Annotated in this window: 22 protein-coding genes; 14 read left to right on the top strand and 8 right to left on the bottom strand. The window is 67.7% G+C overall.

What is annotated here, in order from left to right; translation table 11 throughout:
* The first annotated feature begins 25 nt into the window (after nucleotides 1-25).
* The 7 genes from L632_RS0121650 (at nucleotide 26) to L632_RS0121620 (ending at nucleotide 5,625) form a co-directional block, all read left to right on the top strand.
* Nucleotides 26-322 (top strand): DUF1330 domain-containing protein, encoded by a 297-nt coding sequence (locus L632_RS0121650; protein WP_028711112.1) that lies wholly within the window; start codon nucleotides 26-28, stop codon nucleotides 320-322.
* Between the two features lie 52 nt (nucleotides 323-374).
* The gene (locus L632_RS0121645) at nucleotides 375-836 is read left to right on the top strand and encodes a TerB family tellurite resistance protein (RefSeq protein WP_028717591.1); all 462 of its coding nucleotides are present in this window, start codon (nucleotides 375-377) and stop codon (nucleotides 834-836) included.
* A gap of 136 nt (nucleotides 837-972) precedes the next feature.
* Nucleotides 973-1,797 carry an ABC transporter ATP-binding protein gene (locus tag L632_RS0121640; protein ID WP_051476521.1) on the top strand — a complete coding sequence of 275 codons (825 nt, stop codon included), beginning with the start codon at nucleotides 973-975 and terminating at the stop codon, nucleotides 1,795-1,797.
* 21 nt (nucleotides 1,798-1,818) lie between these two features.
* Nucleotides 1,819-2,541 carry a transporter substrate-binding domain-containing protein gene (locus L632_RS0121635; RefSeq protein ID WP_028711115.1) on the top strand — a complete coding sequence of 241 codons (723 nt, stop codon included), beginning with the start codon at nucleotides 1,819-1,821 and terminating at the stop codon, nucleotides 2,539-2,541.
* A gap of 46 nt (nucleotides 2,542-2,587) precedes the next feature.
* Nucleotides 2,588-3,466, top strand: coding sequence for an ABC transporter permease (locus L632_RS0121630; protein WP_028711116.1), 879 nt, complete (start codon nucleotides 2,588-2,590; stop codon nucleotides 3,464-3,466).
* Nucleotides 3,463-4,290 carry an ABC transporter permease gene (locus L632_RS0121625; protein ID WP_028717589.1) on the top strand — a complete coding sequence of 276 codons (828 nt, stop codon included), beginning with the start codon at nucleotides 3,463-3,465 and terminating at the stop codon, nucleotides 4,288-4,290. Before L632_RS0121630 ends, L632_RS0121625 begins: the two co-directional genes overlap by 4 nt.
* Nucleotides 4,291-4,293: 3 nt before the next feature.
* The gene (locus tag L632_RS0121620) at nucleotides 4,294-5,625 is read left to right on the top strand and encodes a glutamine synthetase family protein (RefSeq protein WP_028717588.1); all 1,332 of its coding nucleotides are present in this window, start codon (nucleotides 4,294-4,296) and stop codon (nucleotides 5,623-5,625) included.
* A 134-nt stretch (nucleotides 5,626-5,759) separates the two neighbouring features.
* On the opposite strand, the gene L632_RS0121615 is transcribed toward L632_RS0121620, so the two are convergent.
* Nucleotides 5,760-6,071, bottom strand: a complete 312-nt coding sequence (locus tag L632_RS0121615) for an ETC complex I subunit (RefSeq protein ID WP_028711119.1) — start codon at nucleotides 6,069-6,071, stop codon at nucleotides 5,760-5,762.
* 187 nt (nucleotides 6,072-6,258) lie between these two features.
* Here L632_RS0121615 and uvrB point away from each other — a divergent pair, with 187 nt between their 5' ends.
* Entirely contained in the window at nucleotides 6,259-8,445 is a 2,187-nt protein-coding gene (uvrB, locus tag L632_RS0121610; protein ID WP_028717587.1) for an excinuclease ABC subunit UvrB, read from the top strand.
* 86 nt (nucleotides 8,446-8,531) lie between these two features.
* Here uvrB and L632_RS0121605 read toward each other — a convergent pair whose 3' ends face one another.
* The 3 genes from L632_RS0121605 to L632_RS0121595 all read right to left on the bottom strand — a co-directional run bounded on the left by L632_RS0121605 (nucleotide 8,532) and on the right by L632_RS0121595 (nucleotide 9,986).
* Nucleotides 8,532-8,816 carry an I78 family peptidase inhibitor gene (locus L632_RS0121605; RefSeq protein ID WP_028711121.1) on the bottom strand — a complete coding sequence of 95 codons (285 nt, stop codon included), beginning with the start codon at nucleotides 8,814-8,816 and terminating at the stop codon, nucleotides 8,532-8,534.
* Nucleotides 8,817-8,924: 108 nt separating this feature from the next.
* Nucleotides 8,925-9,560 (bottom strand): ParA family partition ATPase, encoded by a 636-nt coding sequence (parA, locus tag L632_RS0121600; RefSeq protein WP_028717586.1) that lies wholly within the window; start codon nucleotides 9,558-9,560, stop codon nucleotides 8,925-8,927.
* A gap of 90 nt (nucleotides 9,561-9,650) precedes the next feature.
* Nucleotides 9,651-9,986, bottom strand: coding sequence for an antibiotic biosynthesis monooxygenase (locus L632_RS0121595; protein WP_028711123.1), 336 nt, complete (start codon nucleotides 9,984-9,986; stop codon nucleotides 9,651-9,653).
* Nucleotides 9,987-10,100: 114 nt separating this feature from the next.
* Between L632_RS0121595 and L632_RS0121590 the strand changes: the two genes are divergently transcribed.
* A complete protein-coding gene (locus L632_RS0121590; protein ID WP_028711124.1) occupies nucleotides 10,101-11,150 on the top strand; it encodes a dipeptidase in 1,050 nt (349 codons plus the stop codon).
* A gap of 179 nt (nucleotides 11,151-11,329) precedes the next feature.
* Here L632_RS0121590 and ppx read toward each other — a convergent pair whose 3' ends face one another.
* The 4 genes from ppx to L632_RS0121570 all read right to left on the bottom strand — a co-directional run bounded on the left by ppx (nucleotide 11,330) and on the right by L632_RS0121570 (nucleotide 17,120).
* Nucleotides 11,330-12,871, bottom strand: coding sequence for an exopolyphosphatase (gene ppx / locus L632_RS0121585; RefSeq protein ID WP_028711125.1), 1,542 nt, complete (start codon nucleotides 12,869-12,871; stop codon nucleotides 11,330-11,332).
* 67 nt (nucleotides 12,872-12,938) lie between these two features.
* The gene (locus L632_RS0121580; RefSeq protein ID WP_028711126.1) at nucleotides 12,939-15,104 is read right to left on the bottom strand and encodes an RNA degradosome polyphosphate kinase; all 2,166 of its coding nucleotides are present in this window, start codon (nucleotides 15,102-15,104) and stop codon (nucleotides 12,939-12,941) included.
* Between the two features lie 30 nt (nucleotides 15,105-15,134).
* The gene (locus L632_RS0121575) at nucleotides 15,135-15,824 is read right to left on the bottom strand and encodes a DnaA ATPase domain-containing protein (protein ID WP_028711127.1); all 690 of its coding nucleotides are present in this window, start codon (nucleotides 15,822-15,824) and stop codon (nucleotides 15,135-15,137) included.
* Between the two features lie 3 nt (nucleotides 15,825-15,827).
* Complete coding sequence (locus tag L632_RS0121570) at nucleotides 15,828-17,120, bottom strand: AI-2E family transporter (protein WP_232215640.1); 1,293 nt, start codon at nucleotides 17,118-17,120, stop codon at nucleotides 15,828-15,830.
* Nucleotides 17,121-17,260: 140 nt separating this feature from the next.
* On the opposite strand from L632_RS0121570, the gene proS reads away from it, so the two are divergent.
* The 5 genes from proS to L632_RS0121545 all read left to right on the top strand — a co-directional run bounded on the left by proS (nucleotide 17,261) and on the right by L632_RS0121545 (nucleotide 23,255).
* A complete protein-coding gene (proS, locus tag L632_RS0121565; protein WP_028711129.1) occupies nucleotides 17,261-18,613 on the top strand; it encodes a proline--tRNA ligase in 1,353 nt (450 codons plus the stop codon).
* 186 nt (nucleotides 18,614-18,799) lie between these two features.
* Nucleotides 18,800-19,924 carry a GDP-mannose 4,6-dehydratase gene (gene gmd / locus L632_RS0121560; RefSeq protein WP_028717585.1) on the top strand — a complete coding sequence of 375 codons (1,125 nt, stop codon included), beginning with the start codon at nucleotides 18,800-18,802 and terminating at the stop codon, nucleotides 19,922-19,924.
* Nucleotides 19,925-20,848 (top strand): GDP-L-fucose synthase, encoded by a 924-nt coding sequence (locus L632_RS0121555; RefSeq protein WP_028717584.1) that lies wholly within the window; start codon nucleotides 19,925-19,927, stop codon nucleotides 20,846-20,848.
* Nucleotides 20,845-22,014: a DegT/DnrJ/EryC1/StrS aminotransferase family protein gene (locus tag L632_RS0121550; RefSeq protein WP_028717583.1), complete on the top strand. Its 1,170-nt coding sequence runs from the start codon at nucleotides 20,845-20,847 to the stop codon at nucleotides 22,012-22,014. The genes L632_RS0121555 and L632_RS0121550 overlap by 4 nt, the downstream gene beginning before the upstream one ends.
* A gap of 80 nt (nucleotides 22,015-22,094) precedes the next feature.
* The gene (locus L632_RS0121545) at nucleotides 22,095-23,255 is read left to right on the top strand and encodes an SGNH/GDSL hydrolase family protein (protein WP_232221020.1); all 1,161 of its coding nucleotides are present in this window, start codon (nucleotides 22,095-22,097) and stop codon (nucleotides 23,253-23,255) included.
* The last annotated feature ends 17 nt before the right edge of the window (nucleotides 23,256-23,272 follow it).

The raw sequence follows: 23,272 nt of genomic DNA, 5'->3' as shown, positions 1-23,272 counted from the left end.
GCGCAACAGCCCCAAGGAGCCAGCCATGCCCAAAGCCTATTGGATCGGCCATGTCACGGTCGACGACCCCGCCGCATACGAGGCCTATCGCCAGGCCAATGCGGCGGCCTTCCAGAAATACGGCGCGCGCTTCCTGGTGCGCGGCGGCGCGCTGGAGGTGGTCGAGGGCCAGATGCGGCCCCGCACCGTGGTGGTCGAATTCGCCGACCTGGAGACCGCCCGCGCCTGCTATCACAGTCCGGAATACCAGGCGGCGCTGGCGCTGCGGCAGCCCTGCTCGGTCGCCGACCTCGCCATCGTCGAGGGCTGGGAACCTGCCTGACAAATTTCGCCCGCCATATTGTTGCGGCGCGAAAATGCCTTAATATCCGGCCATGTTCCGCAATCTTCTAAGCCGCCTTTTCATCGACGCCCCCGAATCCTCGCACCTGCACGGGCAGGATGCCGAGGTCGCCGTCGCATCCCTGCTGGTCCGCCTGGCCCGCGCCGACGATCACTACGGCAAGGCCGAGCAGCAGCGCATCGACCAGGTGCTGGCCCGGCGCCGGGGCCTTGGCGCCGCCGAGGCGGCCGAACGGCGCGCGGCGGCCGAGATGACCGAGGCCGAGGCCCCCGATACCGTGCGTTTCACCCGCATCATCAAGGAACGGGTGGACCTGCTGGACCGGCAGGAGATCATCGCCGCCATGTGGGAGGTCGCCTATGCCGACGGAAACCGCAACGCCGACGAGGAATCGCTCGTGCGGCTGGTCGCGGGGCTTCTGGGCGTGAACGACCGCGATTCGGCGCTGGCCCGGCAAAGGGCGCTGGTGGGACTGGGCCTGTCCGAGGAATGAGCCCGCATCCCCGCCATCCGCCCGTCGCCGGCCCTCCCCGGGTCCCCCCGGCCCCGACAGGAAAGCCGGCGAGGAAAGCGTTGCAATCGCCCGGCAAATATCGCCTCATATCCGCATGAGCCAGACAGAACCGACCATGGCCGCCACCGATCCCGCCGCCCATCCGGCCCCCGCTTCGGCCCCCGCTTCGGCCCGCGTGCCGGTGATAGAAATCCGGGACCTGCACAAGGCCTATGGCCCGCTGCAGGTCATCAAGGGCGTCAGCCTGACCGCCCCGCGCGGCCATGTCATCAGCCTGATCGGCTCTTCCGGCTCGGGCAAGTCGACGCTCTTGCGCTGCTGCAACCTGCTCGAGGACAGCCAGCAGGGCGAGATCCTGTTCGAGGGCGAGGCTGTGCGCTGGCGCGGCACCGGGCTGGCGCGGATGCCCGCCGACCGCGCCCAGGTCACGCGGCTGCGCACCAACCTGTCCATGGTGTTCCAGCAGTTCAACCTGTGGTCGCACATGACCATCCTGCAGAACGTGATGGAGGCGCCGGTCCATGTGCTGAAGCGCAGCCCGGCCGAGGTCGAGGTGCGGGCGCGCGAATTGCTGGCCAAGGTCGGCATCGGCGACAAGGCCGACGCCTGGCCCGCGCAGCTATCGGGCGGCCAGCAACAGCGCGCCGCCATCGCCCGCGCGCTCTGCATGGAGCCCAAGGCGCTGCTTCTGGACGAGCCGACCAGCGCGCTGGACCCGGAATTGCAGCAGGAGGTGGTGCGCGTCATCAAGGCGCTGGCTGCCGAGCATCGCACCATGCTGCTGGTCACCCATGACATGCGGCTGGCGGCCGATGTCAGCGACCACGTCGTCTTCCTGCATCAGGGCCGGATCGAGGAAGAGGGGCCGCCGGCGCAGCTTTTCGGCGCGCCGCGCTCCGAACGGCTGCGCCAGTTCCTGAGCGCGTCCATGGCCGAATGAAAAACCAACAGGAGAGTTGAAATGAAGAAGATCATGCTTGCAGCCGCGGCGCTGGCCCTGACCACGAGCATGGGCATGGCGCAGACGGTGCGCATCGCCACCGAGGGCGCCTATCCTCCCTACAACTTCATCAACGATCAGGGTCAGGTGGCCGGGTTCGAGGTCGAGCTGGGCAATGAGCTGTGCCAGCGCGCCGAACTGCAATGCACCTGGGTCAAGAACGACTGGGATTCGATCATCCCGAACCTCGTCTCGTCGAATTACGACGCGATCATGGCGGCGATGAGCATCAACGAAGAGCGCAAGCAGGCCATCGCCTTCACCGAGAACTATCTGCCCCCCGCGCCCTCGTCCTATGTCGCGCTTGAAGAGGGGGCCAATCTGGAAACCGGCATCGTCGCGGTCCAGATCGGGACGGTCCAGGCCTCTCATATCGCCGATACGCAGGCCACGATGCTGGAATATCCGAATATCGACCAGGTCTTCGCCGCCGTCCGCAATGGCGAGGCCGACGCGGCCTTCGGCGACCACGAGGTCATGCGCCCCTTCGTCGAGGACAGCGAGGACCTGATCTTCGTCGGCGAGCAGGTCCGGCTGGACGAGGGCATCGGCATCGGCGTGCGCCAGTCCGACAACGAGCTGCGCGAAAAGCTGAACGCGGCGATCGGTGCAATGAAGCAGGACGGCAGCCTGAACGAGCTGATCAAGAAGCATTTCGGCGAGGACGCGCAGACCTACGAATGACCTGACGCCGCCGCGGCAATCCCGCGGCGGCCCAACCGGCGGCACGATGTTTTCCTACTGCACCGACCCTTCCGCCCTGCAAGGGCTTGCCTGGTTGTCATGCTATCTGACGACCGGCAATCACATGCTGTTCTACCTGTCCTTCGGCACGGTGCTGCTGCTCCTGGCCGTCACCGCGCCGGCGGCGCTGCTTTTCGGGTTCGGCGGCGCGCTGGCCGCGCGCTCGCGCATGACGCCGCTGCGCTGGTTCGGGCGCATCTATACCTCGATGGTGCGCGGCGTGCCCGACATCATCTTCTTCCTTTTCGTGCCCATCGCGCTGGACCAGGGCCTGGAATGGCTGCGCTCGCGCGTCTATTGCGACCCTTCGGTGCCGGTGCGGCAGGGCAACGAGTTCATCGTCTGCGCGGCGGCCAAGCTGCCACTCTCGACCTCGCCGGAATGGGTGCATCAGCTCTATGGCATCTTCCTGGCGGTGATCGCCTTTTCGGTGGTCTTCGGGGCCTTCGCCGCCAATGTGCTGCATGGTGCGATGAACGCCGTGCCCCGCGCCCAGCTGGAAACCGCCGAGGCCTATGGCATGAGCCCGCGGCAGGTGAACCGGCGCATCCTGATCCCGCAGATGTGGACCTATGCCCTGCCGGGCCTCGCCAATCTGTGGATGATCCTGATCAAGGCCACGCCGCTGCTGTTCGTGCTGGGGGTCGAGGACATCGTCTACTGGGCGCGCGAGCTGGGCGGCGCCAAGACCCGCGCCTATGCCTATCCGCATCCCGACTGGCGGCTTTACTATTTCCTCGCCATCCTGGTGTTCTACCTGCTGATGACCTGGGGCTCGGAACGGATCTTCGACCGTATCCGGGCGCGGCTCTCGGCCGGCCAGGCCACCGCCGCCGGCGAGGCGATGCGAAAGGCCGCGACATGAGCCAGTGCCTGCAGACCATCCAGGATTACGGGCTGCGCGCCATCGGCATCGGCGAAAGGCTCTTGCCGCGCAGCGGGTTCACGCTTTGCGAGCAGGTCACGCTGATCGGCTCGGGGCTGATCTGGAACATCTATTTCGCGGCGCTGGCGCTGTTTTTCGGCTTCTTCCTCGCCAATCTGCTGGCCGTGGCCAAGGCCAGCGGCAACCGCTGGGTCCGCAAGCCGGCCGAGTGGTTCATCTTCCTGTTCCGCGGCAGCCCGCTCTTCATCCAGTTCTTCCTGGCCTATGAGCTGCTGGTGCAGCTGCCGCGCGCCGGTATCGACGTCTTCGGCATCACCGTGCAGACCAGCTGGATGACGCGCGCCTGGGCCGGGGCGCTGCTTGTGCTGGTGCTGAACACCGCCGCCTATTCGGCCGAGATCTTCTACGGCGCGCTGCGCAACCTGCCCAAGGGCGAGCTGGAGGCCGCCGACGCCTATGGCATGACCGGCTGGACCCGCTATCGCCGCGTTATCTGGCCGACCGCGATGCGGCTGGCCTGGCCCGCCTATACCAACGAGGCGATCTTCCTGTTCCATGCCACGACGCTGGTGTTCTTTTCGGGTTTTCCGGCCTTTCAGCAGCGGGGCGACGCGCTTTATTACGCCAGCTATTTCGCTGACAAGACCTTCAATCCCTTCATCGCCTATCCGATCGTCGCGGCCTATTTCGTCCTGCTGACGATCGGCCTGATCGCGCTGTTCGGTCTCGCCAACCGCAGGCTGAACCGCCATCTTCCCGGCGCGGCGAAGAAGATCCGTTACAGGCCCAATCTCATCAGGTGATCCATGGACTGGCTGCGCGAGCATCCCGACGTCAAGACCATCCGCATCGCGGCCGCCGACCTCAACGGTGTGGCGCGCGGCAAGCGGGTTCCGGCACGTTTCGCCGACAAGGTTCTGACCGAGGGCACGAAATTTCCGTTCTCGGTGCTGAACATGGACATCTGGGGCGAGGATATCGAGGACAGCCCACTGGTCTTCCAGGCCGGCGACCCCGACGGCTTGCTGCTGCCGACCGAACGCGGCTTCATGCCCATGCCCTGGCTGGAGGCGCCGACCGGCCTTCTGCCGATCTGGATGTTCCACCTGGACGGCCGCCCCTATGAGGGCGACCCGCGTCAGGCGCTGGCCCGCGTCGTGGACCGCTACAAGGCCGCCGGCCTGACCCCGGTGGTGGCGACCGAGCTGGAATTCTTCCTGATCGACGATTCCGGCGGCCAGCTGCGCGTGCCGCCCAGCCCGCGCTCGGGCAAGCGCCGCACCGGGGCCGAGACGCTGAGCCTGCGCGCCCTCGACGCCTTCGACCGCTTCTTCACCGCGCTCTATGACGCCTGCGAGGCGATGGACATTCCCGCCGACACCGCGATCTCGGAAGCCGCTCCGGGCCAGTTCGAGATCAACCTGATGCACCAGCCCGACCCGCTGAAAGCCGCCGACGACGCCTGGCTGTTCAAGCTGCTGGTCAAGGGGCTGGCGCGGCAATACGGCTTTGCCGGTTCCTTCATGGCCAAGCCCTACGAGGAATGGAACGGTTCGGGCATGCACATGCATTTCTCGGTGCTGGACCGGCAGGGCCGCAACGTCTTCGACAATGGCGGCGACGAGGGCTCGGAGGTGCTGCGCCATGCCGTCGCCGGCTGCCTGGCGGCCATGCCCGGCTCGACCCTGCTGTTCGCCCCGCACGAGAACAGCTACGACCGGCTGGTGCCGAACGCCCATGCGCCGACCGGCATCGGCTGGGCCTATGAGAACCGCACCTCGGCCATCCGCATCCCCTCCTCGGGCCCCAAGGCGCGGCGGATCGAGCATCGCGTGGCCGGCGGCGACGTGAATCCCTATCTGACCGTCGCAGCGGTGCTGGGCGCGGCGCTGAACGGCATCGAGGACAAGGCCGAGCCGCCGCCGCCGATCAAGGGCAATGCCTATGAGCTGGGACTGGAGCAGCTTCCCGGCAGCTGGGGCGAGGCCATCGACGCCTTCGCCGCCTCGCCCGAGATCAAGCGCGTCTTTCCGGCGCATCTGATCGAGAATTTCGTCATGACCAAGCGGCAGGAACTGCGCTACATGGCCGAGCTTTCGGACGAGGAGACGGTCGAGCTTTATCTCGACACCGTCTGAAGACGGCTGCGGATCAAGCCGCAGCCAAGCCGGCCGTGGCCGCGTCAGGGATTCGAGCCTTCAGGGAACGAAGAAGCCGGGGCACGACACCCCGGCCTTCTCTGTTTTGCAAATACCCGAATCCGGAGGCGCGCTCAATGTGTCCAGGGCGCGCGGCGGTCGCTGGCGAAATTCTCGCCATAGCCGCGGGGCCGGATGTTCGGGGCGCGGGTATGCGGCTCGATCACCTCGTAGTCCAGGCCATGCTCGCGGGCATAGTCCTCGGCCTGCTTGCGGGTTTCGAAGCGCAGGCGAACCTGGCTCTGGGTGTCGTCGCTGCTGGTCCAGCCCATCAGCGGATCGATGGCGCGCGGATCGGCTGGCGGAAAGTCCAGAACCCAGTTCTTGCTGCGGGCCGTGCCGGATTGCATGGCGTTGCGGGCGGGCTTGTAGATGCGGACACGCATGGCGGGAACCCTCTGTTCTTGCTTGTCGCCTTATCCCCGATGCAGGGCGGGCGATCAAGATGCTCGTCACGCGATTCCTGCCATGCCGGCCGGCCTGGCGCGGCGAAACTGCGCAATATTCGCGTCCCGGGGTTGCATCGCGGCGCGAATGCGCCAGATTCACCCGGGCAGGAACAAAGGTGAAACCATGGGTCACAACAACACCAACGCCCCCATCGCGCGCTTTCCCGAGGTGACCCGGCCCAAGCTCGAGGGCGGCAGGCGCTTCGTCATGCGTTCCGAATTCCAGCCCGCCGGCGACCAGCCCACCGCCATCGCCGAGCTGGCGCAAGGCGTGATGGCGGGCGAGCGCGACCAGGTGCTGCTGGGCGCCACCGGCACCGGCAAGACCTTCACCATGGCCAAGGTGATCGAGGAAACCCAGCGCCCCGCCATCATCTTGGCCCCGAACAAGACCCTGGCGGCGCAATTATACGGCGAATTCAAGGGCTTCTTTCCCGACAACGCCGTGGAATATTTCGTCAGCTACTATGACTATTACCAGCCCGAAGCCTATGTGCCGCGCTCCGACACCTATATCGAGAAGGAATCGCAGATCAACGAGGCCATCGACCGGATGCGCCATTCGGCCACCCGGGCGCTGCTGGAACGCGACGACGTGATCATCGTCGCCTCGGTCAGCTGCATCTACGGCATCGGCTCGGTCGAGACCTATTCGGCGATGACCCAGGACATGGTGGTCGGCCAGCTCTACGATCAGCGCGAATTCCTGGCCGAACTGGTGGCGCAGCAATACCGCCGCCTCGACGCCGCCTTCCAGCGCGGCGGCTTCCGGGTGCGCGGCGATGTGATCGAGGTCTGGCCGGCCCACCTGGAAGACCGGGCCTGGCGCTTCGACTTTTTCGGAAACGAGCTTGAATCGATTACCGAATTCGATCCGCTGACCGGCGCCAAGACCGACAGCTTCCAGCAGATCCGCATCTATGCCAACAGCCACTATGTCACCCCGCGCCCGACATTGCAGCAGGCAATCAAAGGGATACGCGCCGAACTTCAGGCACGGCTGAAACAGCTGACTGACGAGGGCAAGCTGCTGGAAGCCCAGCGGCTGGAGCAGCGCACGAACTTCGACCTGGAAATGCTTGAAGCGACAGGCGTTTGCAACGGGATCGAGAACTATTCCCGCTATCTGACCGGCCGCGCGCCGGGCGAGCCGCCGCCGACGCTGTTCGAGTTCATCCCCGACAACGCCATCGTCTTCGCGGACGAATCGCATGTCTCGGTGCCGCAGATCGGCGGCATGTATCGCGGCGACTTCCGGCGCAAGTTCACCCTGGCCGAGCATGGCTTCCGCCTGCCCAGCTGCATGGACAACCGGCCGCTGAAATTCGAGGAATGGGACGCGATGCGGCCGCAATCCGTCTTTGTCAGCGCCACGCCCGCGCAATGGGAGCTGGACCAGACCGGCGGCGTCTTCACCGAGCAGGTCATCCGCCCCACCGGCCTTCTGGATCCGCAGGTCGAGATCCGCCCGGTCGAGATGCAGGTGGACGATCTGCTGGACGAGGTGCGCAAGGTCGCGGCGCAAGGCTATCGCACGCTGGTCACCACGCTGACCAAGCGCATGGCCGAGGACCTGACCGAATACCTGCACGAACAGGGCATTCGCGTGCGCTACATGCACAGCGACATCGACACGATCGAGCGCATCGAGATCCTGCGCGACCTGCGGCTGGGGGCCTTCGACGTGCTGGTCGGCATCAACCTGCTGCGCGAAGGGCTGGACATTCCCGAATGCGGGCTGGTGGCGATCCTCGATGCCGACAAGGAGGGGTTCCTGCGCTCGGAAACCTCGCTGATCCAGACCATCGGCCGGGCGGCGCGCAACGCCGACGGCCGCGTCATCATGTATGCCGACCGCATCACCGGCAGCATGGAACGCGCCATGGCCGAGACCGAGCGCCGGCGCCAGAAGCAGATCGCCTATAACGAGGCGCATGGGATCACGCCGCAGACCGTGCGCAAGAATGTCGAGGACGTGCTGGCCGGGCTGTGGCAGGGCGATACCGATCAGGCGCGCATCACGACGCGGGTCGATAAGCCGCTGGTCGGCGCCAATCTGGCGGCGCATCTGGACGCGCTGCGGGCGCAGATGCGCAAGGCGGCCGAGAACCTGGAATTCGAGGAGGCCGCGCGGCTGCGCGACGAGGTCAAGCGGTTGGAGGCGGTGGAGCTGGCCGTGGCCGACGACCCGCTGGCCCGGCAATCCGCCATCGAGGAGGCGGCCGAGGCGGCGGTCAAATCCTCGGGACGCTCGACCGCCGGGCGCGCCGGACAGCGCGGCGGCAACAAGCGGTCGCGCCGCCGCAGCTGATCCGCGGCCGCGTCGGGGCGGACCTTTCCCGCACCCCGCTTCCGCCGGTCAAGGCACCGGAAGCTGGTCCGGCGGCGCAGGGCCGGTCAGCTGCAGCTGACCGAAAGCAGCTTGCCGCGGTTGTCCACGATGAAGGTCAGGCGATCCTGGATCATCTCCATGGTCATCGGCTGATCCTCGCGGGCGATGCGATACATCTGCCCCTCGGGCACGGTGATGGTGGGCGAGGTCTGGCCGATCAGGTGGCTGTAGCGCGCCGCGCCGCAGGGGTCGGCCGAGGCCAGCGGCGGCTCGGGCGGCGGGGCTTCCGGGGTGCAGGCGGCCAAAGCGAGCGGAGCTGCCAGAACGGCAAGGGAAAGCGGGAGTTTCATCTTGACCTCATGAGAGTCTGGACTTGCTGCCCCGCCAACGCCCAAGCGCAGCCTATGGTTTCCCGCCCCCGTCCCGGCCGGCGGATTTCCGCGGATGGCGGTCCAGGCTCAGCCCAGGCTCGCCAGCACCTCTTCGGTCAGCGCATCGATCTCGGCCCGGGCGGTGGCGTTGCGCGCCCGCTCGCCCGCACCCAGGCCCTGCCCCAGCGCCTCGGCATAGGCGACGCGGTTGGCGAGCTGCGCCGCCGCCACATCGGCCCCCAAAGCGGCGGCCCCCTCGGCCACCTCGCCGGTCAGCCGGGCATGCGAGCGGGTCCGGTTCAGCACGATCAGCGTGTCGCATTTCTCGCGCCGGGCCAGGTCCAGCACGCCCTCGGTCGCCCACAGGTCGACATGGCTGGTCGCCACCGGCACCAGCACCAGATCGGCCACGCGCAGCGCCGGGCGCAGGTCGCTGTCGATCTTGGGCGGCGTATCGATGATGACGAAATCGAAGCGTTTCTTCAGCTTGTCGGATTCGTAGCTGGCGCCCCAAGCCGAGGAGGTGGTGAATTCCAACGCCTCGTCTTCGCCAAGCCGCTCCAGCCGCTCCAGGAACCAGCGCCCCATGCTGCCCTGCGGATCGGTGTCCAGCAGGGCGACGGAATGGCCGCGCCCGCGCAGCGCCACCGCCAGGTTGACCGCGATGGTGGTCTTGCCCGAGCCGCCCTTCTGCTGGGCAATGGTAATGATGCGTCCCGCCATGAGCCCCTCCGTTCCGGCTTCCGCCCGACTGATTTCCGCCAGACTAGGGGGTAAGCCGGCGCAATGCACGGCTTTTTCGCAGCCGCAGCATCAGCCGTGGCCATGTACCTGCCAGGTATCGACCACCTCGTACATCACCGGCTCGAAATGGCGGCACATGCCGTGAATGGCGCGGTTGCGGCTGCGCATCTCGGGGTGGCGCAGCATGGCCTGATAGTCGCGCCGGTCGCGCCACTGCGAATAGGTGCAGATGCGGGTCTGGGCGTCGTTCAGATGCACCGCGCCCGAGACGTAGCCGGGCTGATGGCGGATCACCTGGTCATAGGCATCGTTCAGCGCGTCCAGCACGTCATGCGCGGTTCCGGGCGTCACCTCGAAGGTGCAGATCACGGTCTGGCCGGAGAATTCCTTGTCGATGCGGGTCATGGCTTTGGGCTCCTGCTTGCCTGGCTGTGGCCCCAGCTTACGGCGAAGCGCGGCAGGTTGCAGCGGTTTTCCGTTCGCGCCATGGTGGCGGCGCCCCAGCAAGAAGGAGATGCCATGATTCCGGTCTTCGACGGTCACAACGATTTCCTGCAGCGCATGGTGGCTGCGGGGCCCGGCCGCGACCGGCTCTGGCTTCAGGGTGACGGAGCCGGCCACCTGGACCTGCCACGAACGAAGGCGGGCGGCTTCGCCGGCGGCTTCTTCGCCATCTGGACGCCCTCGCCCGCCGGGCCCGACGACGCGGTGGCGGCAATGCTGAAGAAGAACCCGCCCTTCGCCCTGGACCTGCCGCCCGAGGTGCCGGCCGCCGAGGCCCTGCCCCATGCCATCGCCCAGGCCGGGCAGCTGATGGCGATGGCGCGGAGCGGCACGCTGGACATCTGCCGCACGGCCGCAGAACTGCGCGCCAGCATCGAGGCCGGCCGCATCGCCGCGATCCTGCATATCGAGGGGGCCGAGCCGATCCCCGACCTGGACGCGCTGCATGTCTGGCACGCGATGGGCCTGCGTTCGCTGGGGCCGGTCTGGTCGCGGCCGACGCGCTACGGCCATGGCGTGCCCTTCGCCTTCCCCGCCTCGCCCGATACCGGGCCGGGGCTGACCGAGGCGGGCAAGGATCTGGTGCGCGAATGCAACCGGCTGCGCATCATGCTGGACCTGTCGCATCTGAACGAAAAGGGCGTCGACGACGTGGCGCGGCTTTCGGATGCGCCGCTGGTCGCCAGCCACAGCTGCGCCCATGCCGTCGCGCCCAGCTCGCGCAACCTGACCGACCGCCAGCTGCGGATGATCGCCGAATCGGGCGGGCTGGTCGGGCTGAATTTCGCCGTCGGCTTCCTGCATCCCGAGGGGCGGCGCGAGCCGATGCAGGGGTTCGGGATCATGCTGCGCCATCTGGACCATCTCCTGTCCTTGCTGGGCGAGGACGGCGTCGCGCTCGGCTCGGATTTCGACGGCGCCGACATGCCCGAGGACCTGGCCGACGCCTCGGCGCTGCCGAAGCTTCTGCAGGCGATGCAGGCGCATGGCTACGGCCGCGACCTGGTCGAAAAGATCGCCTGGAGGAACTGGCTTTCGGTGCTGGAAAGGACCTGGGGCGCCTGAACGCCCCGCCCTCGTCACCGCCCTCGCCGGCCGGAAGTCGTCGGGGGCTGTCGATCCGAAACCAGACACTCGGCAACAACACCGGGATCGTCGCCCCCGTGAGCGCAGGAATGCCACGAGCGGCCGGTGCGGGGAAGTTGTCGGTTCGGACAGGATGGCGACCGCGAGAGGCCGGCCGGTCAGCCCTGCGTCACCACCGGCGCGACTCCCAGCGCCTCGGCCAGCGCGCGGAACCGCGCCTCGGCCACCTCGCCCAGCAGCGCCCGGCCGGTCCGGGTCAGCTTCAGCTCCAGCTGCTTCTTCCTGGGCTGCAGCTTCAGCGTCCCCGCCTCGGCCGGGTCCTTGACCGAGAACATGGCGCCGAAGCGCATCGCCTTGCCCAGAACCTCGGCCTCGCGGATCTCCTTCTCCGAGAGCAGCGCGAAAAGCGGCGCCATGGGCGAGTTGGCGCGGCTGTTCTTGTAGCGATGCAGCAGCGACAGGCCCAGGAACACCCGCTCGGGATGCGACAGCGCCGCCATGTTGGCCCGCGTCACATTGTCGAAACAGGCATCGGCGCGATAATCGGGATGCGTGCGCCAGGTGGTGTCGTGCAGCAGGCAGGCGGCCTTGACCAGCCGGTCGCGCTCGGCCGGCAGGTCGCCGAACAGCGGCTCGAGGAACTGATAGAGCCGCTTGCCGAAGCCCGGCATCCGCGCCATCTGCCGCTCGGCGAAGCGCGCCGCCTCGATCAGCGGATCGCGCGAGCGCAGCCCGGCCGGCATCTGCTCGTAGAGCAGCCCCTCGCGGATGCCATAGGACGAAACGGCCAGCGATTTCGGCTGCATGCTCTGCACCAGCTGGCGCAGCACCTGGCTGGCCAGCGGCACCAGCTCCATCCGGCTTTGCGAGATGCCGGTCATCGCCCGCATCTCGGATACGGATTTGCCGGCGATCCACTTCACCGTTTCGGCGACGGCATCGGGCGACATGCGATATTCGTGCAGCACCGTCATCGGATATTTCGCCCGCTCCATGTCCAGCCGGGCGATGGCGCGCCACGAGCCGCCAACCAGATAGATCTGGTCGTGCCCCCGGCCCAGCCGGGCGGCGGCCTTTTCGATGGTGTCGCGGATATGGTCGCGCAGGCCCGAGGCGCCGCCCTTGACCTGCTGCAGCCGGAACGGGCCCAGCGGCGTCGAGATGCGGCGGCCGACCTTGCCGTTCGCCACCTCGGCCAGCTCCATCGAGTTGCCGCCGATGTCGCAGACCAGGCCCCTGGCATCCGGCCAGCCCAGCAGCACGCCCTGGGCCGACAGCCGCGCCTCTTCCTCGCCGTCGATGACCAGCAGCTTCAGCCCCGTCTCCTTCTCGACCGCCTTGCGGAAGGCGGGGCCGTCCTCGGCCTCGCGGACGGCGGCGGTGGCGACGCAGGTCAGCGGCTTGATGCCCATGCTGTCGGCCAGCACGGCAAAGCGGCGCAGGGCCGCCATGCCGCGGCGCACGCCCTCGGGATTCAGCCGGCCGGTGCTGGCCAGCCCCTGCCCCAGCCCGGCCATGACCTTTTCGTTGTAGAAATAGGCAGGCGAGCGCGCCGCGCCGTCGAACACCACCATGCGGATCGAGTTCGAGCCGACATCGACCACGCCCACCCGGCTCAGCGCCCGTTCCGAGGCCCGCTCGAACAGCGAGCGCCCGAAGGGTTCGATGGTTTCTCCGCTTGCGGTCAAGATGCCGTTCATCGGGTTCCTCTCGATTCCGTTACCGCGCCGGGCGCGCGCCTTGGATGGGGCAATTGCCCCCTTCGCGTCAATCCGTCGAGTGCATCAAAGCCGGAACGTCACGGGCACCCGCGCTGCCGCGTCCCGACAATGAGGGGTTTTCCATGAAGAACCTGTGACAGCAGAACAGGTCGTCCCGCCCGGCCGGCAGATAGCGCAGATAGCGTCCGTCGGGTTGCAGAAGCCAGCTTTGCGCCTCGTCCGCCATGTTCGCGGCCATGACCTGGCTGGTGATCTGCGCCTTCACCGTCTCGTTGAAGCATTCGATCAGCGTCTCGACCCGGCGGTTCAGGTTGCGGCCCATCCAGTCGGCCGAGCTGATGAAGACCCGGGCGCGCTTGGAGGGCAGGCCGAAGCCGTTGCCGAAGCAGACGATCCGCGAATGTTCCAGAAAGCGTCCGACGATGGATTTCACCCGGATGTTTTCCGACAGGCCGGCGATGCCGGGCCGCAGCCCGCAGATGCCGCGGATCACCAGGTTGATCCGGACGCCCGCCTGGCTGGCGGCATAAAGCGCCTCGATCACGTCCTTTTCGATCAGGCTGTTCATCTTGGCCCAGATCTCGGCCTGCCGGCCGCGGCGGGCGAACTCGGCCTCGCGGGCGATCAGCTCCAGCAGGGTCTCCTTGAGATCGATGGGCGAGATCGCCATGTTCTCCAGCCCGTCCGGCTGCACATAGCCGGACAGGAAGTTGAACACCTTGGAGGCGTCGCGCCCCAGCGCCGGATCGCAGGTGAACAGCGACAGGTCGGTATAGATGCGCGCGGTGATCGGATGATAGTTGCCGGTGCCGAAATGGGTATAGGTCACCAGCTGGTCGCCCTCGCGCCGCACCACGGCGCTGATCTTGGCATGGGTCTTGTATTGCATGAAGCCATAGACGACATGCGCGCCCGAGCGTTCCAGCCGCCGCGACTGGCGGATGTTGGCGGCCTCGTCGAAGCGCGCCTTCAGCTCGACCAGCGCCGTCACCGACTTGCCCGATTCGGCCGCCTCGCAAAGCGCGTCGACGATCGGACTGTCGCGCGAGGTGCGGTAGAGCGTCTGCTTGATCGCCAGCACGTCCGGATCGCGCGCGGCCTGCGCCAGGAAGCGCACCACCATGTCGAAGGTCTCGTAGGGGTGATGCAGCAGCATGTCCTTTTGCCGGATGGCCGCGAACATGTCGCCGTCATGGTCCTGCACCCGTTCCGGCACCCGCGGGGTGAAGCTGGGCCATTGCAGGTCGCGGCGGCTGTCCAGCACCAGTTCGCGCAGGTCGGCCATGCCCAACAGGCCCTCGACCTCGACCACCTCCTCGGGATCGACGTCCAGTTCCTCCATGATCAGCCGGCGCAGCCGGTCGGGGGCGCCGGCGGTGATCTTCAGCCGGATGACGCTGCCGCGGCGGCGGCGCTTCAGCGCGGTCTCGAATTCGCGCACCAGGTCCTCGGCCTCTTCCTCGACCTCAAGATCGCTGTCGCGCAGCACGCGGAAGGCGCAATGGCCGATGTCGCGATAGCCGGGGAACAGGCTGGGCAGATGCATGAGCAGCAGGTCTTCCAGCCGCAGGAACCGCTTGCCGCCCGGCAGCGGGATGAAACGGGCGATCTGCTGCGGGATCGGCAGCAGCGCCTGCATCTGCTGGCCGTCGCTTTCCCGCGCCAGCTCCAGCGCCAGCGAAAAGCCCGCGTTCGGGATGAAGGGAAAGGGGTGCGCCGGGTCGATGGCCAGCGGCGACAGCACCGGGAACACCTGATCCATGAAATGCCGGCGCAGGAATTCCTCCTCGGCGCGGGTCACGCGGCCGCGCGACAGGATGGCGATGTCGGCTTGCTCCATCTCGCGGCGCAACCCGTTCCAGACCGCCTGCTGCGCGCCCATCAGCCGGCGCGCATCGGCATTGACCAGCGCCAGTTGCTCGGCCGCGGTCAGCCCGTCATCGGAAAGGGTGGTGTTGCCCTCGCGCACCAGTTCGCGCAGGCCGGCGACGCGGACGGTGTAGAACTCGTCCAGATTGGTGGCCGAGATCGACAGGAAGCGCAGCCGCTCCAGCAGCGGCACGCGCGGGTTGCGCGCCTCGTCCAGCACCCGCCAGTTGAAGGCGAGCCAGCTGATCTCGCGGTTGAAGAAGCGCGCCGACCCCTCGGGCGTGCCGTCGGGCAGCGCGCGCGGGGCGGGAAATGGGGATTTCAGGAAATCGGCTTGGGTCATGTCACTGCGGGCTAGGGAAATGCCGGCGGATCATGCGTCGGCAGGGGTGAGCTTGTCCAGAAGCTCGGCGGCCAGGCGCCGGGTGATGGCGCGGCGGTCGGCCAGCGATTCGCGGTCGATGGCGGCAACCAGGCGGCGGGCCAGGCCCAGGTCGCGCTCCATGCGCAGCGCCAGCCAGTCCACCACTTCGGGCGCGACCTGGATCTGGCGGTCCGCGAACAGCTTGACCAGCACCGCCGGCAGCAGCGCGTCGTCGGGCGGGCCGAGCACCGCCTGCGCCGCGGTTTCCAGCCGCGAGCGCAGGTCGGGCAGCGCCACGCCCCAGTCGCGCGGCGCCGTGCGCGCGGTGATCAGCAGCAGCGCCTGCCGCGCGCCGGCGAGGTTCCACAGATGGAACAGCCCCTGCTCGGCCGTGGCGTTGCCGCCGATCTCATGCGCGTCCTCGACGACCAGAGCGCCGCCCGGCCGGACCAGCTCGTCCACGGTGTCGGGCGACAGCGTCCAGCCGTGGCTGACGGGGGCACCATGTTCGGCCGCCCAGAAGCCGACCAGATGCGACTTGCCCGATCCGGGGCCCCCGATCAGCAGCAGACGCCCCTGCGGCCAGCGCTCGGGCGCGTCCAGCATGGCCAGCGCGTCGCGATTGGCGGCGGTGATCAGGAAATCGTCGCGCGACGAGGCCGGCGGCATCGTCAGGTCCAGGGTCAGCTGCCTTGCCACCGTTCAGCCGCCCTTGCCTTCCCGGCTCTCGCGGGCCTCGGCCCAGAGTTCCGAGGGCGAGGGCGGACCTTCGGCATCGGGGACCGCGCCGGCCTCCTGGCGATGCTGGTGCTCCTCCAGCAGATGCGCCAGATGCTCCTCGCGCTGGATCTCGGCCACCGCCACGTCGCGCGACATCTGCGCCAACTGGCGCGCGCGCTCGGAGGTGCCGCGCGGCACCAGTTCGACCAGCGTCGGCGGCGGGGGCGGCGAGGGGACCTCGCGCCCGGTGTAAAGCGCGCTTTCCTTGTAGCGACCGACGCCGAAGCGCACCAGCACGCCAAGCGCCGCCGCCGCCGGCACCGCGACCAGAAGGCCGACGAAGCCGAAAAGCGTGCCGAAGACGGTCAGGGCCAGCATCAGCCAGACCGGATGCAGCCCGACATGGCCGCCGACGATCTTGGGCTGCAGGTAGTTGCCCTCGACGATCTGGCCCAGGACGAAGACCGCGATCACTGCGCCGATCCAGACCGGCTCGCCCCAGAAGGAAAACAGCGCCACGCCGATGGCGGTCACGCCGCCGATCACCACGCCGACATAGGGGATGAACGAGAGCGAGGCGGCGATCACCCCGATCGCCACCCCGAAGGGCAGACCGATCAGGCCCAGGCAGACCGAATAGAAGGTGCCCAGGATCAGGATCACCATGCCCTGCCCGCGCACGAAACCCGACAGCGCCGCATCGATCTCATGCCCCAGGCGGCGGATGGTGCCGGCATGCTCGCGCGGCAGCAGCTCGTCCAGCCGGTCCACCATGTTGTCCCAGTCGAGCAGCAGGTAGAAGGCCACGACCGGCACGATCACCACCAGCATGACCATGCTGACCACGCCCATGACCGAGCCCAGCACGGTGCTGACCAGCTGACCGCCGCGCTCGCTGATCTGCTGGCCCATGTTGGTCAGCGCGGTGTTGACCGGGCTGCCCTCGGTGAAGATCTCGGGAAAGCGGGTCATCAGGAACCGCTGCAGCTGCTGGAACATCTGCGGCGCCGTCTCGATCAGCGCCGTGGTCTGGCGCACCAGCACCGGCACCAGCAGCAAAAACAGCGCCACCACCAGCAGCAGGCCGCAAAGCGTGATGATGACGACCGCGGCGGTGCGCGACAGGCCCAGCCGCTCCAGCCGGTCGGCCAGCGGGTCGAAGAGATAGGCCACCGCCGCGCCCATGATGAAGGGCATGATGGCATTGCCCAGCCCCCAGAGCGCCAGCAGCAGGACGGCCAGCGCCCCGCCCCAATACAGGATCTGTTTCTGCACCGGCAATTGCATGGGTCTTGTCGCTCCCGTCCTCGCGTCCGCGTTCCTATGTGGACGGTCCCGCCGCCGCTTGCAAGGAAGGGCGTTGCCCCGCCGGACGCTCTGCGCTAACCCGTGCCGGCCATATCGAGGATTTCGCCATGCGTCTCACGCGCTATTTCATGCCCGTCCTGAAGGAAGACCCCAAAGAGGCCCAGATCGTCAGCCACCGGCTGATGCTGCGCGCCGGCATGATCAAGCAGCAGGCGGCGGGCATCTATTCCTGGCTGCCGCTGGGCTTCAAGGTGCTCAGGCGCATCGAGCAGATCGTGCATGAGGAACAGGCCCGCGCCGGCCATATCGCCATGCTGATGCCGACCCTGCAGGCGGCCGACCTGTGGCGCGAGAGCGGCCGCTATGACGATTACGGCGAGGAGATGCTGCGCATCAAGGACCGCCACAAGCGCGACCTGCTCTATGGCCCCACGAACGAGGAGATGATCACCGACATCTTCCGGTCGCATGTGAACAGCTACAAGGACCTGCCGCTGACGCTGTATCACATCCAGTGGAAGTTCCGCGACGAGATCCGCCCGCGCTTCGGCGTCATGCGCGGCCGCGAATTCCTGATGAAGGACGGCTACAATTTCGACCTGACGAAAGAGGACGCGCTGCACGCCTATAACCGCCACCTGGTCAGCTATCTGCGCACCTATGAGCGCATGGGGCTGCAGGCCATCCCGATGCGCGCGGACGGCGGCCCGATCGGCGGCGACTATACCCATGAATTCCTGGTGCTGGCCGAGACCGGCGAATCCGAGGTCTTCTACGACAGCGAGATCACCGACCTGAAATTCGGCGACCGCACCATCGACTACGACGATGTCGCGCAATGCCAGGCGGTGCTTGAGGAATTCACCAGCCGCTACGCCCGCACCGACGAGACCCACGACCCGGCGCTGTTCGAGCAGGTTCCCGAGGCCCGCCGCCGCCAGGCGCGCGGCATCGAGGTCGGGCAGATCTTCTATTTCGGCACCAAGTATTCCGAGCCGATGGGCGCCACGGTGGTCGGCCCGGACGGCCAGCGCGTGCCGGTGCATATGGGTTCGCACGGCATCGGCGTCAGCCGCCTGCTGGGCGCGATCATCGAGGCCAGCCATGACGACAAGGGCATCGTCTGGCCCGAGGGCGTGACACCCTTCCATGTCGGCATCGTCAACCTCAAGCAGGGCGACGCCTCGACCGACGGGGCCTGCGAGGCGCTTTACGCCGAGCTGAAGGCGCAGGGGCTGGACCCGCTTTATGACGACCGCGACGAGCGCGCAGGGGCGAAATTCGCCACCATGGACCTGATCGGCCTGCCCTGGCGGATCACCGTCGGGCCGCGCGGCCTGGCTGCGAACAAGGTCGAGCTGACCGCGCGCCGCACCGGCGAGTCGATCGAGATGTCGCCGCAGGAGGCGGTGGCGCGGCTGAAGGAGATCTACCGGCCGGTCTTCGACGCGGCGCTATGAAGATCGGGCGGCTGTGCCGGTGGTGCGGCCGCGGGAGTATTTGAAAAACGGTGAAAGCGGGCGCCGGGCAGAAGGATCTTGGGGCCGCGCCTGTGTCTTCTTTGCTCTGAAAATACCCGGAGGACAGCGAAGCTTGCGCGGTCGCATGGGTATTTGAAGAGCAAAGAAGCCCGGCCAGGAGGATGGATGGTGAAGAAGGCGCTCATCACCGGGGTGACCGGGCAGGACGGCTCCTATCTGGCCGAGTTCCTGCTGGAAAAGGGCTATGAGGTGCATGGCATCAAGCGCCGCGCCTCGTCCTTCAACACCCAGCGCATCGATCACATCTTCCAGGACCCGCATGAGGCCGCGCCGCGCTTCTTCCTGCATTACGGGGATCTGACCGACAGCTCCAGCCTGACCCGGATCATGGCCGAGGTGCGGCCCGACGAGGTCTATAACCTGGGCGCGCAGTCCCATGTCGCGGTCAGTTTCGAGGCGCCGGAATATACCGCCGACGTGGATGGGCTGGGGGCGCTGCGGCTTCTGGAGGCGATCCGCTTCCTGGGGCTGGAGGGGGTGACGCGCTATTACCAGGCCTCGAGCTCGGAGCTTTACGGGCTGGTGCGCGAGACGCCGCAGACCGAGCGCACGCCCTTCCATCCCCGCAGCCCCTATGCCGTGGCCAAGCTTTATGCCTATTGGATCACGGTGAACTATCGCGAGGCCTACGGGCTTTTCGCCTGCAACGGCATCCTGTTCAACCACGAAAGCCCGCGCCGCGGCGAGACCTTCGTCACCCGCAAGATCACCCGCGGGCTGGCGAATATCGCGCAAGGGGTGGAAAGCTGCCTCTACATGGGCAACCTGGACGCGCTGCGCGACTGGGGCCATGCCCGCGACTATGTGCGGATGCAATGGCTGATGCTGCAATGCGACGCGCCCGACGATTACATCATCGCCACCGGCGAGCAGCATTCCGTGCGCCAGTTCCTGATCTGGGCCGCGGAAGAGCTGGGCATCGCGCTGGAGTTCCGCGGAGCGGGCGTGGACGAGGTTGCCGTGGTCGCCTCGGTTTCCGGCGACCTCGCGCCGGCGGTCGGGCCGGGCGACGTGGTGATGCGGGTCGATCCGAAATATTTCCGCCCCGCCGAGGTGGCGAGCCTGCTGGGCGACGCGGCCAAGGCGCATCAGCGGCTGGGCTGGCGGCCCGAGACCGGCCTGCGCGAGATGATCGCCGAGATGGTCGCCGCCGATCTGCAGGTGGCGCGCCGCCATGCGCTGCTGAAGCGTCACGGGCTGGGCCTGCCGGTCTCGGCCGGGGGGCGCTAGATGGCACGGCTGTTCGTCACCGGCGGAAACGGCATGGTCGGGCGCAACCTGCGCGCCCATCCGGGCATCGCCGCCTGGGAGCTGCTGGCGCCCTCGCGGGCCGAGTTGGACCTGTGCGACGACCGCGCCCTGCGCGACTGGCTGGCGCGGCATCGCCCCGACGCGGTGGTCCATGCCGCGGGCGTGGTCGGCGGCATCCAGGCCAACATGGCCGAGCCGGTGCGGTTCCTGGCCGAGAACGCCCGGATCGGCCTGAACCTCATCACCGCCTGCCGCGAAGCAGGGGTGCCGGTGCTGATCAACCTGAGTTCGAGCTGCGTCTATCCGCGCGAACTGGGCCGCGACCTGTCCGAGGAACAGATCCTGACCGGCGCGCTGGAGCCCACCAACGAGGGCTATGCGCTGGCCAAGATCCTGACGATGCGGCTGGTGGACTATGCCTGCCGCGAGGATCGCGGCCTGCAATGGCGCACGCTGATCCCCTGCAACCTCTATGGCCCGCATGACAAGTTCGACCCCCGGCAGTCGCATCTGCTGCCGGCGATCATCCACAAGATCCACCGTGCCCGGGTCGAGGGCCATGAGACGGTCGAGATCTGGGGCGATGGCACGGCGCGGCGCGAATTCATGTATGCCGGCGACCTGGCCGAGGCGATCCTGCGGGCGCTGGCCGATCCCTCGGCGCTGCCGCCGGTGATGAATGTCGGGCCGGGGGACGATCACGCCATCGCCGATTATTACCGCATCGTGGCCGAGGTGATCGGCTGGCAGGGCCGCTTCACCCACGACCTGGGCAAGCCGGTGGGCATGCGGCGCAAGCTCCTGTCCGTGGCACGGCAGGCGGAATGGGGCTGGGCGCCGCGGACCGGGCTGCGCGAGGGCATCGCCGCCACCTATGCCTGGTATCTGGAGCAGCAGCCATGAGCCGTTTTCCCCTTGCCACCTCCAGCTGGGACGAGGCGGAACGGGCGGCGCTGCAGCGGGTGATCGATTCGGACCGCTTTTCCATGGGGGGCGAGGTGGCGGCCTTCGAGGCAGAATTCGCCCGCTTTACCGGCAGCCGTTACGCGGTGATGGTGAATTCGGGTTCCTCGGCCAATCTCGCCATGGTGGCGGCGCTGCGCCATACCCAGAACCCCGCCCTGCGGCTGGCGCCGGGGGACGAGGTGATCGTGCCGGCGGTCTCCTGGTCCACGACCTTCTTTCCGCTGCACCAATACGGGCTGCATCTGAAATTCGTCGATATCGACCGCGAGACGCTGAATTATGACCTGGCCGCGCTGGCCGGGGCGATCACCGAGCGCACCCGCGCCGTCATGGCGGTGAACCTGCTGGGCAATCCCAACGACTTCGACGCGATCCGCGCCCTTATCCGCGGGCGCAGCATCGTGCTGATCGAGGACAATTGCGAATCGATGGGCGCCACCTTCGGTGGCCGGCAATGCGGCACATTCGGGGTGATGGGGACGTTTTCCACCTTCTTCTCGCACCATATCTCCACCATGGAGGGCGGGCTGGTCGTCACCGACGACGAGGAGCTTTACCATATCCTGCTGGCGCTGCGGGCGCATGGCTGGACGCGCAACCTGCCGAAATTCAACCGCGTCACCGGCGAGAAGAGCGACGATCCCTTCGAGGAAAGCTTCCGCTTCGTCCTGCCCGGCTACAACCTGCGCCCGCTGGAGATGTCGGGGGCGCTGGGGCGGGCGCAGCTGGCCAAGCTGCCGCGGCTGATCGAGGGGCGGCGCGCGAACGGCGCGCTGTGGCAGCAGGCGATGGCGGATCATCCGCTGTTCCGCATCCAGCGCGAGACCGGCGAAAGCAGCTGGTTCGGATTTTCGCTGGTGCTGCGGCCGGAAACGGGCCTTGCGCGGCGCGAGGTTCTGGGCCGACTCGAGGCGCTGGGATTCGAGACCCGGCCCATCGTCAGCGGCAATTTTACGAAAAATCCCGTGCTGCGGATGATGGATCACAGCCTGCACGGGCCGATGACCCATGCCGAGGAGATCGACCTTAACGGTTTCTTCATCGGCAATCATCATTATGACATCCGGGACGCGGTCGGGATTCTGGCCGGGTTCCGCGCCTGACCGGGCGCTGGACTTGCCGGCAGGGCCTGGTCAGGATCGTGAATGCGGGCGGCGGATGGGTGGTCATGAGTGCGGGACGGATGAAACGGATCGGCGCCGGGGTTTTCGGCCTGGGGCTCGCCGCGCTGGTCGCGTTTGTCCCCTGGCCAGAACCGCCGCGCCCGGCGACGCCGGTGCCGCAGCTCCTCCTCGCCGAAGGCCTGGGCTTCCAGGCGCGGCTGGTCGCGCCGCAGCCCCGGTTGACCGCCCTGCCTGCCCAGGTGACGGGCCGCGTGGCGGCCGATTCCTCGGGCGAAGGCTATCGCCACGAATGGCCGGGGTTCCACGCCTCGGCCCGGTTCGCGGGGACGGGAATCACCCTGCGCTTCGACGATGCGGTCAATCGCTGGCGGGTGATCCTGGACGGCGAGGCGGTCGAGCTTTCGCGCCCGGGCCGGCAGGACTTGCGAATCGAGGGGCTAGCCCCCGGCCCGCATGTGATCCGCGCTGAAAAGATCAGCGAATCCTGGGAACCGGCGCTGTTCGGCGGCTTCTTCCTGGACGGCTCGGCCGCGGCGCTGCCTCCGCCCGAGCCCGCCCCGAGGCTGATCGAGTTCATTGGCGATTCCGACACGCTGGGCTTCGCCAATACCGCCGAGCGCCGCGATTGCAGCGAGGAGGAGGTCTATGCCGCCACCGATACCAGCCGCAGCTTCGGCCCGCAGGTGGCGGCGGCGCTGGATGCGGATTACCGGATGGTCGCCCGCTCGGGCATCGGGCTCTTGCGCAATTATGGCGGCGCAGACCCCGAGCGCACCATGGAGCGGCTCTATCCGCTGGCCCTGCCGGGGGATGCCGAAGCGACCGCCCTGCCCCAGCGCCAGGCCGATATCGTCGTCATCGCGCTCGGCTCGAATGTCTTCGGCTCGGCGCTCGCTCCGGGCGAACGCTGGAGCGACCCGAGCCAGTTGCGCCGTGATTTCGCCCCGGCGCTGGCCGATTTCGCCGCCGCCCGCATGCAGGAAAATCCCGGTGCGCAGATCGTCCTGCTTGCCTTCGGCGAATACGGGCCCGAACTGGTCGAGGCGCATCGCAGCGCCTCGGACCTGCTGACCGCCAAGGGCATCGCCAACCGGCTGGTCGTTCTGGGCGACCCGAAACGCAATGCCTGCCTGTGGCACCCTTCCGCCGCGGACCATGCCATGATCGCCAGGACGCTGATCCAGGCGTTGACGGCGCCGGATTCCGGCGGAAGCGGCTGATCCCGCTTGCACGCGCC

The organism is Paracoccus sp. J39 (assembly GCF_000518925.1).
In the GTDB taxonomy this organism is placed as follows: domain Bacteria; phylum Pseudomonadota; class Alphaproteobacteria; order Rhodobacterales; family Rhodobacteraceae; genus Paracoccus.
Note: the sequence above shows the minus strand (reverse complement) of the source record. Positions and strands in the feature narration are given on the sequence as shown.

Excerpts from the sequence above, each read along its gene's own strand:
- L632_RS0121555 (WP_028717584.1), top strand. The coding sequence starts at position 19,925 with ATGGCACGGCTGTTCGTCACCGGCGGAAACGGCATGGTCGGGCGCAAC.
- proS (WP_028711129.1), top strand. The coding sequence starts at position 17,261 with ATGCGTCTCACGCGCTATTTCATGCCCGTCCTGAAGGAAGACCCCAAA.
- L632_RS0121645 (WP_028717591.1), top strand. The coding sequence starts at position 375 with ATGTTCCGCAATCTTCTAAGCCGCCTTTTCATCGACGCCCCCGAATCC.
- L632_RS0121630 (WP_028711116.1), top strand. The coding sequence starts at position 2,588 with ATGTTTTCCTACTGCACCGACCCTTCCGCCCTGCAAGGGCTTGCCTGG.
- L632_RS0121625 (WP_028717589.1), top strand. The coding sequence starts at position 3,463 with ATGAGCCAGTGCCTGCAGACCATCCAGGATTACGGGCTGCGCGCCATC.
- L632_RS0121640 (WP_051476521.1), top strand. The coding sequence starts at position 973 with ATGGCCGCCACCGATCCCGCCGCCCATCCGGCCCCCGCTTCGGCCCCC.
- uvrB (WP_028717587.1), top strand. The coding sequence starts at position 6,259 with ATGGGTCACAACAACACCAACGCCCCCATCGCGCGCTTTCCCGAGGTG.
- L632_RS0121605 (WP_028711121.1), bottom strand. The coding sequence starts at position 8,816 with ATGAAACTCCCGCTTTCCCTTGCCGTTCTGGCAGCTCCGCTCGCTTTG.
- L632_RS0121590 (WP_028711124.1), top strand. The coding sequence starts at position 10,101 with ATGATTCCGGTCTTCGACGGTCACAACGATTTCCTGCAGCGCATGGTG.
- ppx (WP_028711125.1), bottom strand. The coding sequence starts at position 12,871 with ATGAACGGCATCTTGACCGCAAGCGGAGAAACCATCGAACCCTTCGGG.
- gmd (WP_028717585.1), top strand. The coding sequence starts at position 18,800 with ATGGTGAAGAAGGCGCTCATCACCGGGGTGACCGGGCAGGACGGCTCC.
- L632_RS0121635 (WP_028711115.1), top strand. The coding sequence starts at position 1,819 with ATGAAGAAGATCATGCTTGCAGCCGCGGCGCTGGCCCTGACCACGAGC.
- L632_RS0121615 (WP_028711119.1), bottom strand. The coding sequence starts at position 6,071 with ATGCGTGTCCGCATCTACAAGCCCGCCCGCAACGCCATGCAATCCGGC.
- L632_RS0121580 (WP_028711126.1), bottom strand. The coding sequence starts at position 15,104 with ATGACCCAAGCCGATTTCCTGAAATCCCCATTTCCCGCCCCGCGCGCG.
- L632_RS0121620 (WP_028717588.1), top strand. The coding sequence starts at position 4,294 with ATGGACTGGCTGCGCGAGCATCCCGACGTCAAGACCATCCGCATCGCG.
- L632_RS0121550 (WP_028717583.1), top strand. The coding sequence starts at position 20,845 with ATGAGCCGTTTTCCCCTTGCCACCTCCAGCTGGGACGAGGCGGAACGG.
- L632_RS0121545 (WP_232221020.1), top strand. The coding sequence starts at position 22,095 with ATGAAACGGATCGGCGCCGGGGTTTTCGGCCTGGGGCTCGCCGCGCTG.
- L632_RS0121595 (WP_028711123.1), bottom strand. The coding sequence starts at position 9,986 with ATGACCCGCATCGACAAGGAATTCTCCGGCCAGACCGTGATCTGCACC.
- parA (WP_028717586.1), bottom strand. The coding sequence starts at position 9,560 with ATGGCGGGACGCATCATTACCATTGCCCAGCAGAAGGGCGGCTCGGGC.
- L632_RS0121650 (WP_028711112.1), top strand. The coding sequence starts at position 26 with ATGCCCAAAGCCTATTGGATCGGCCATGTCACGGTCGACGACCCCGCC.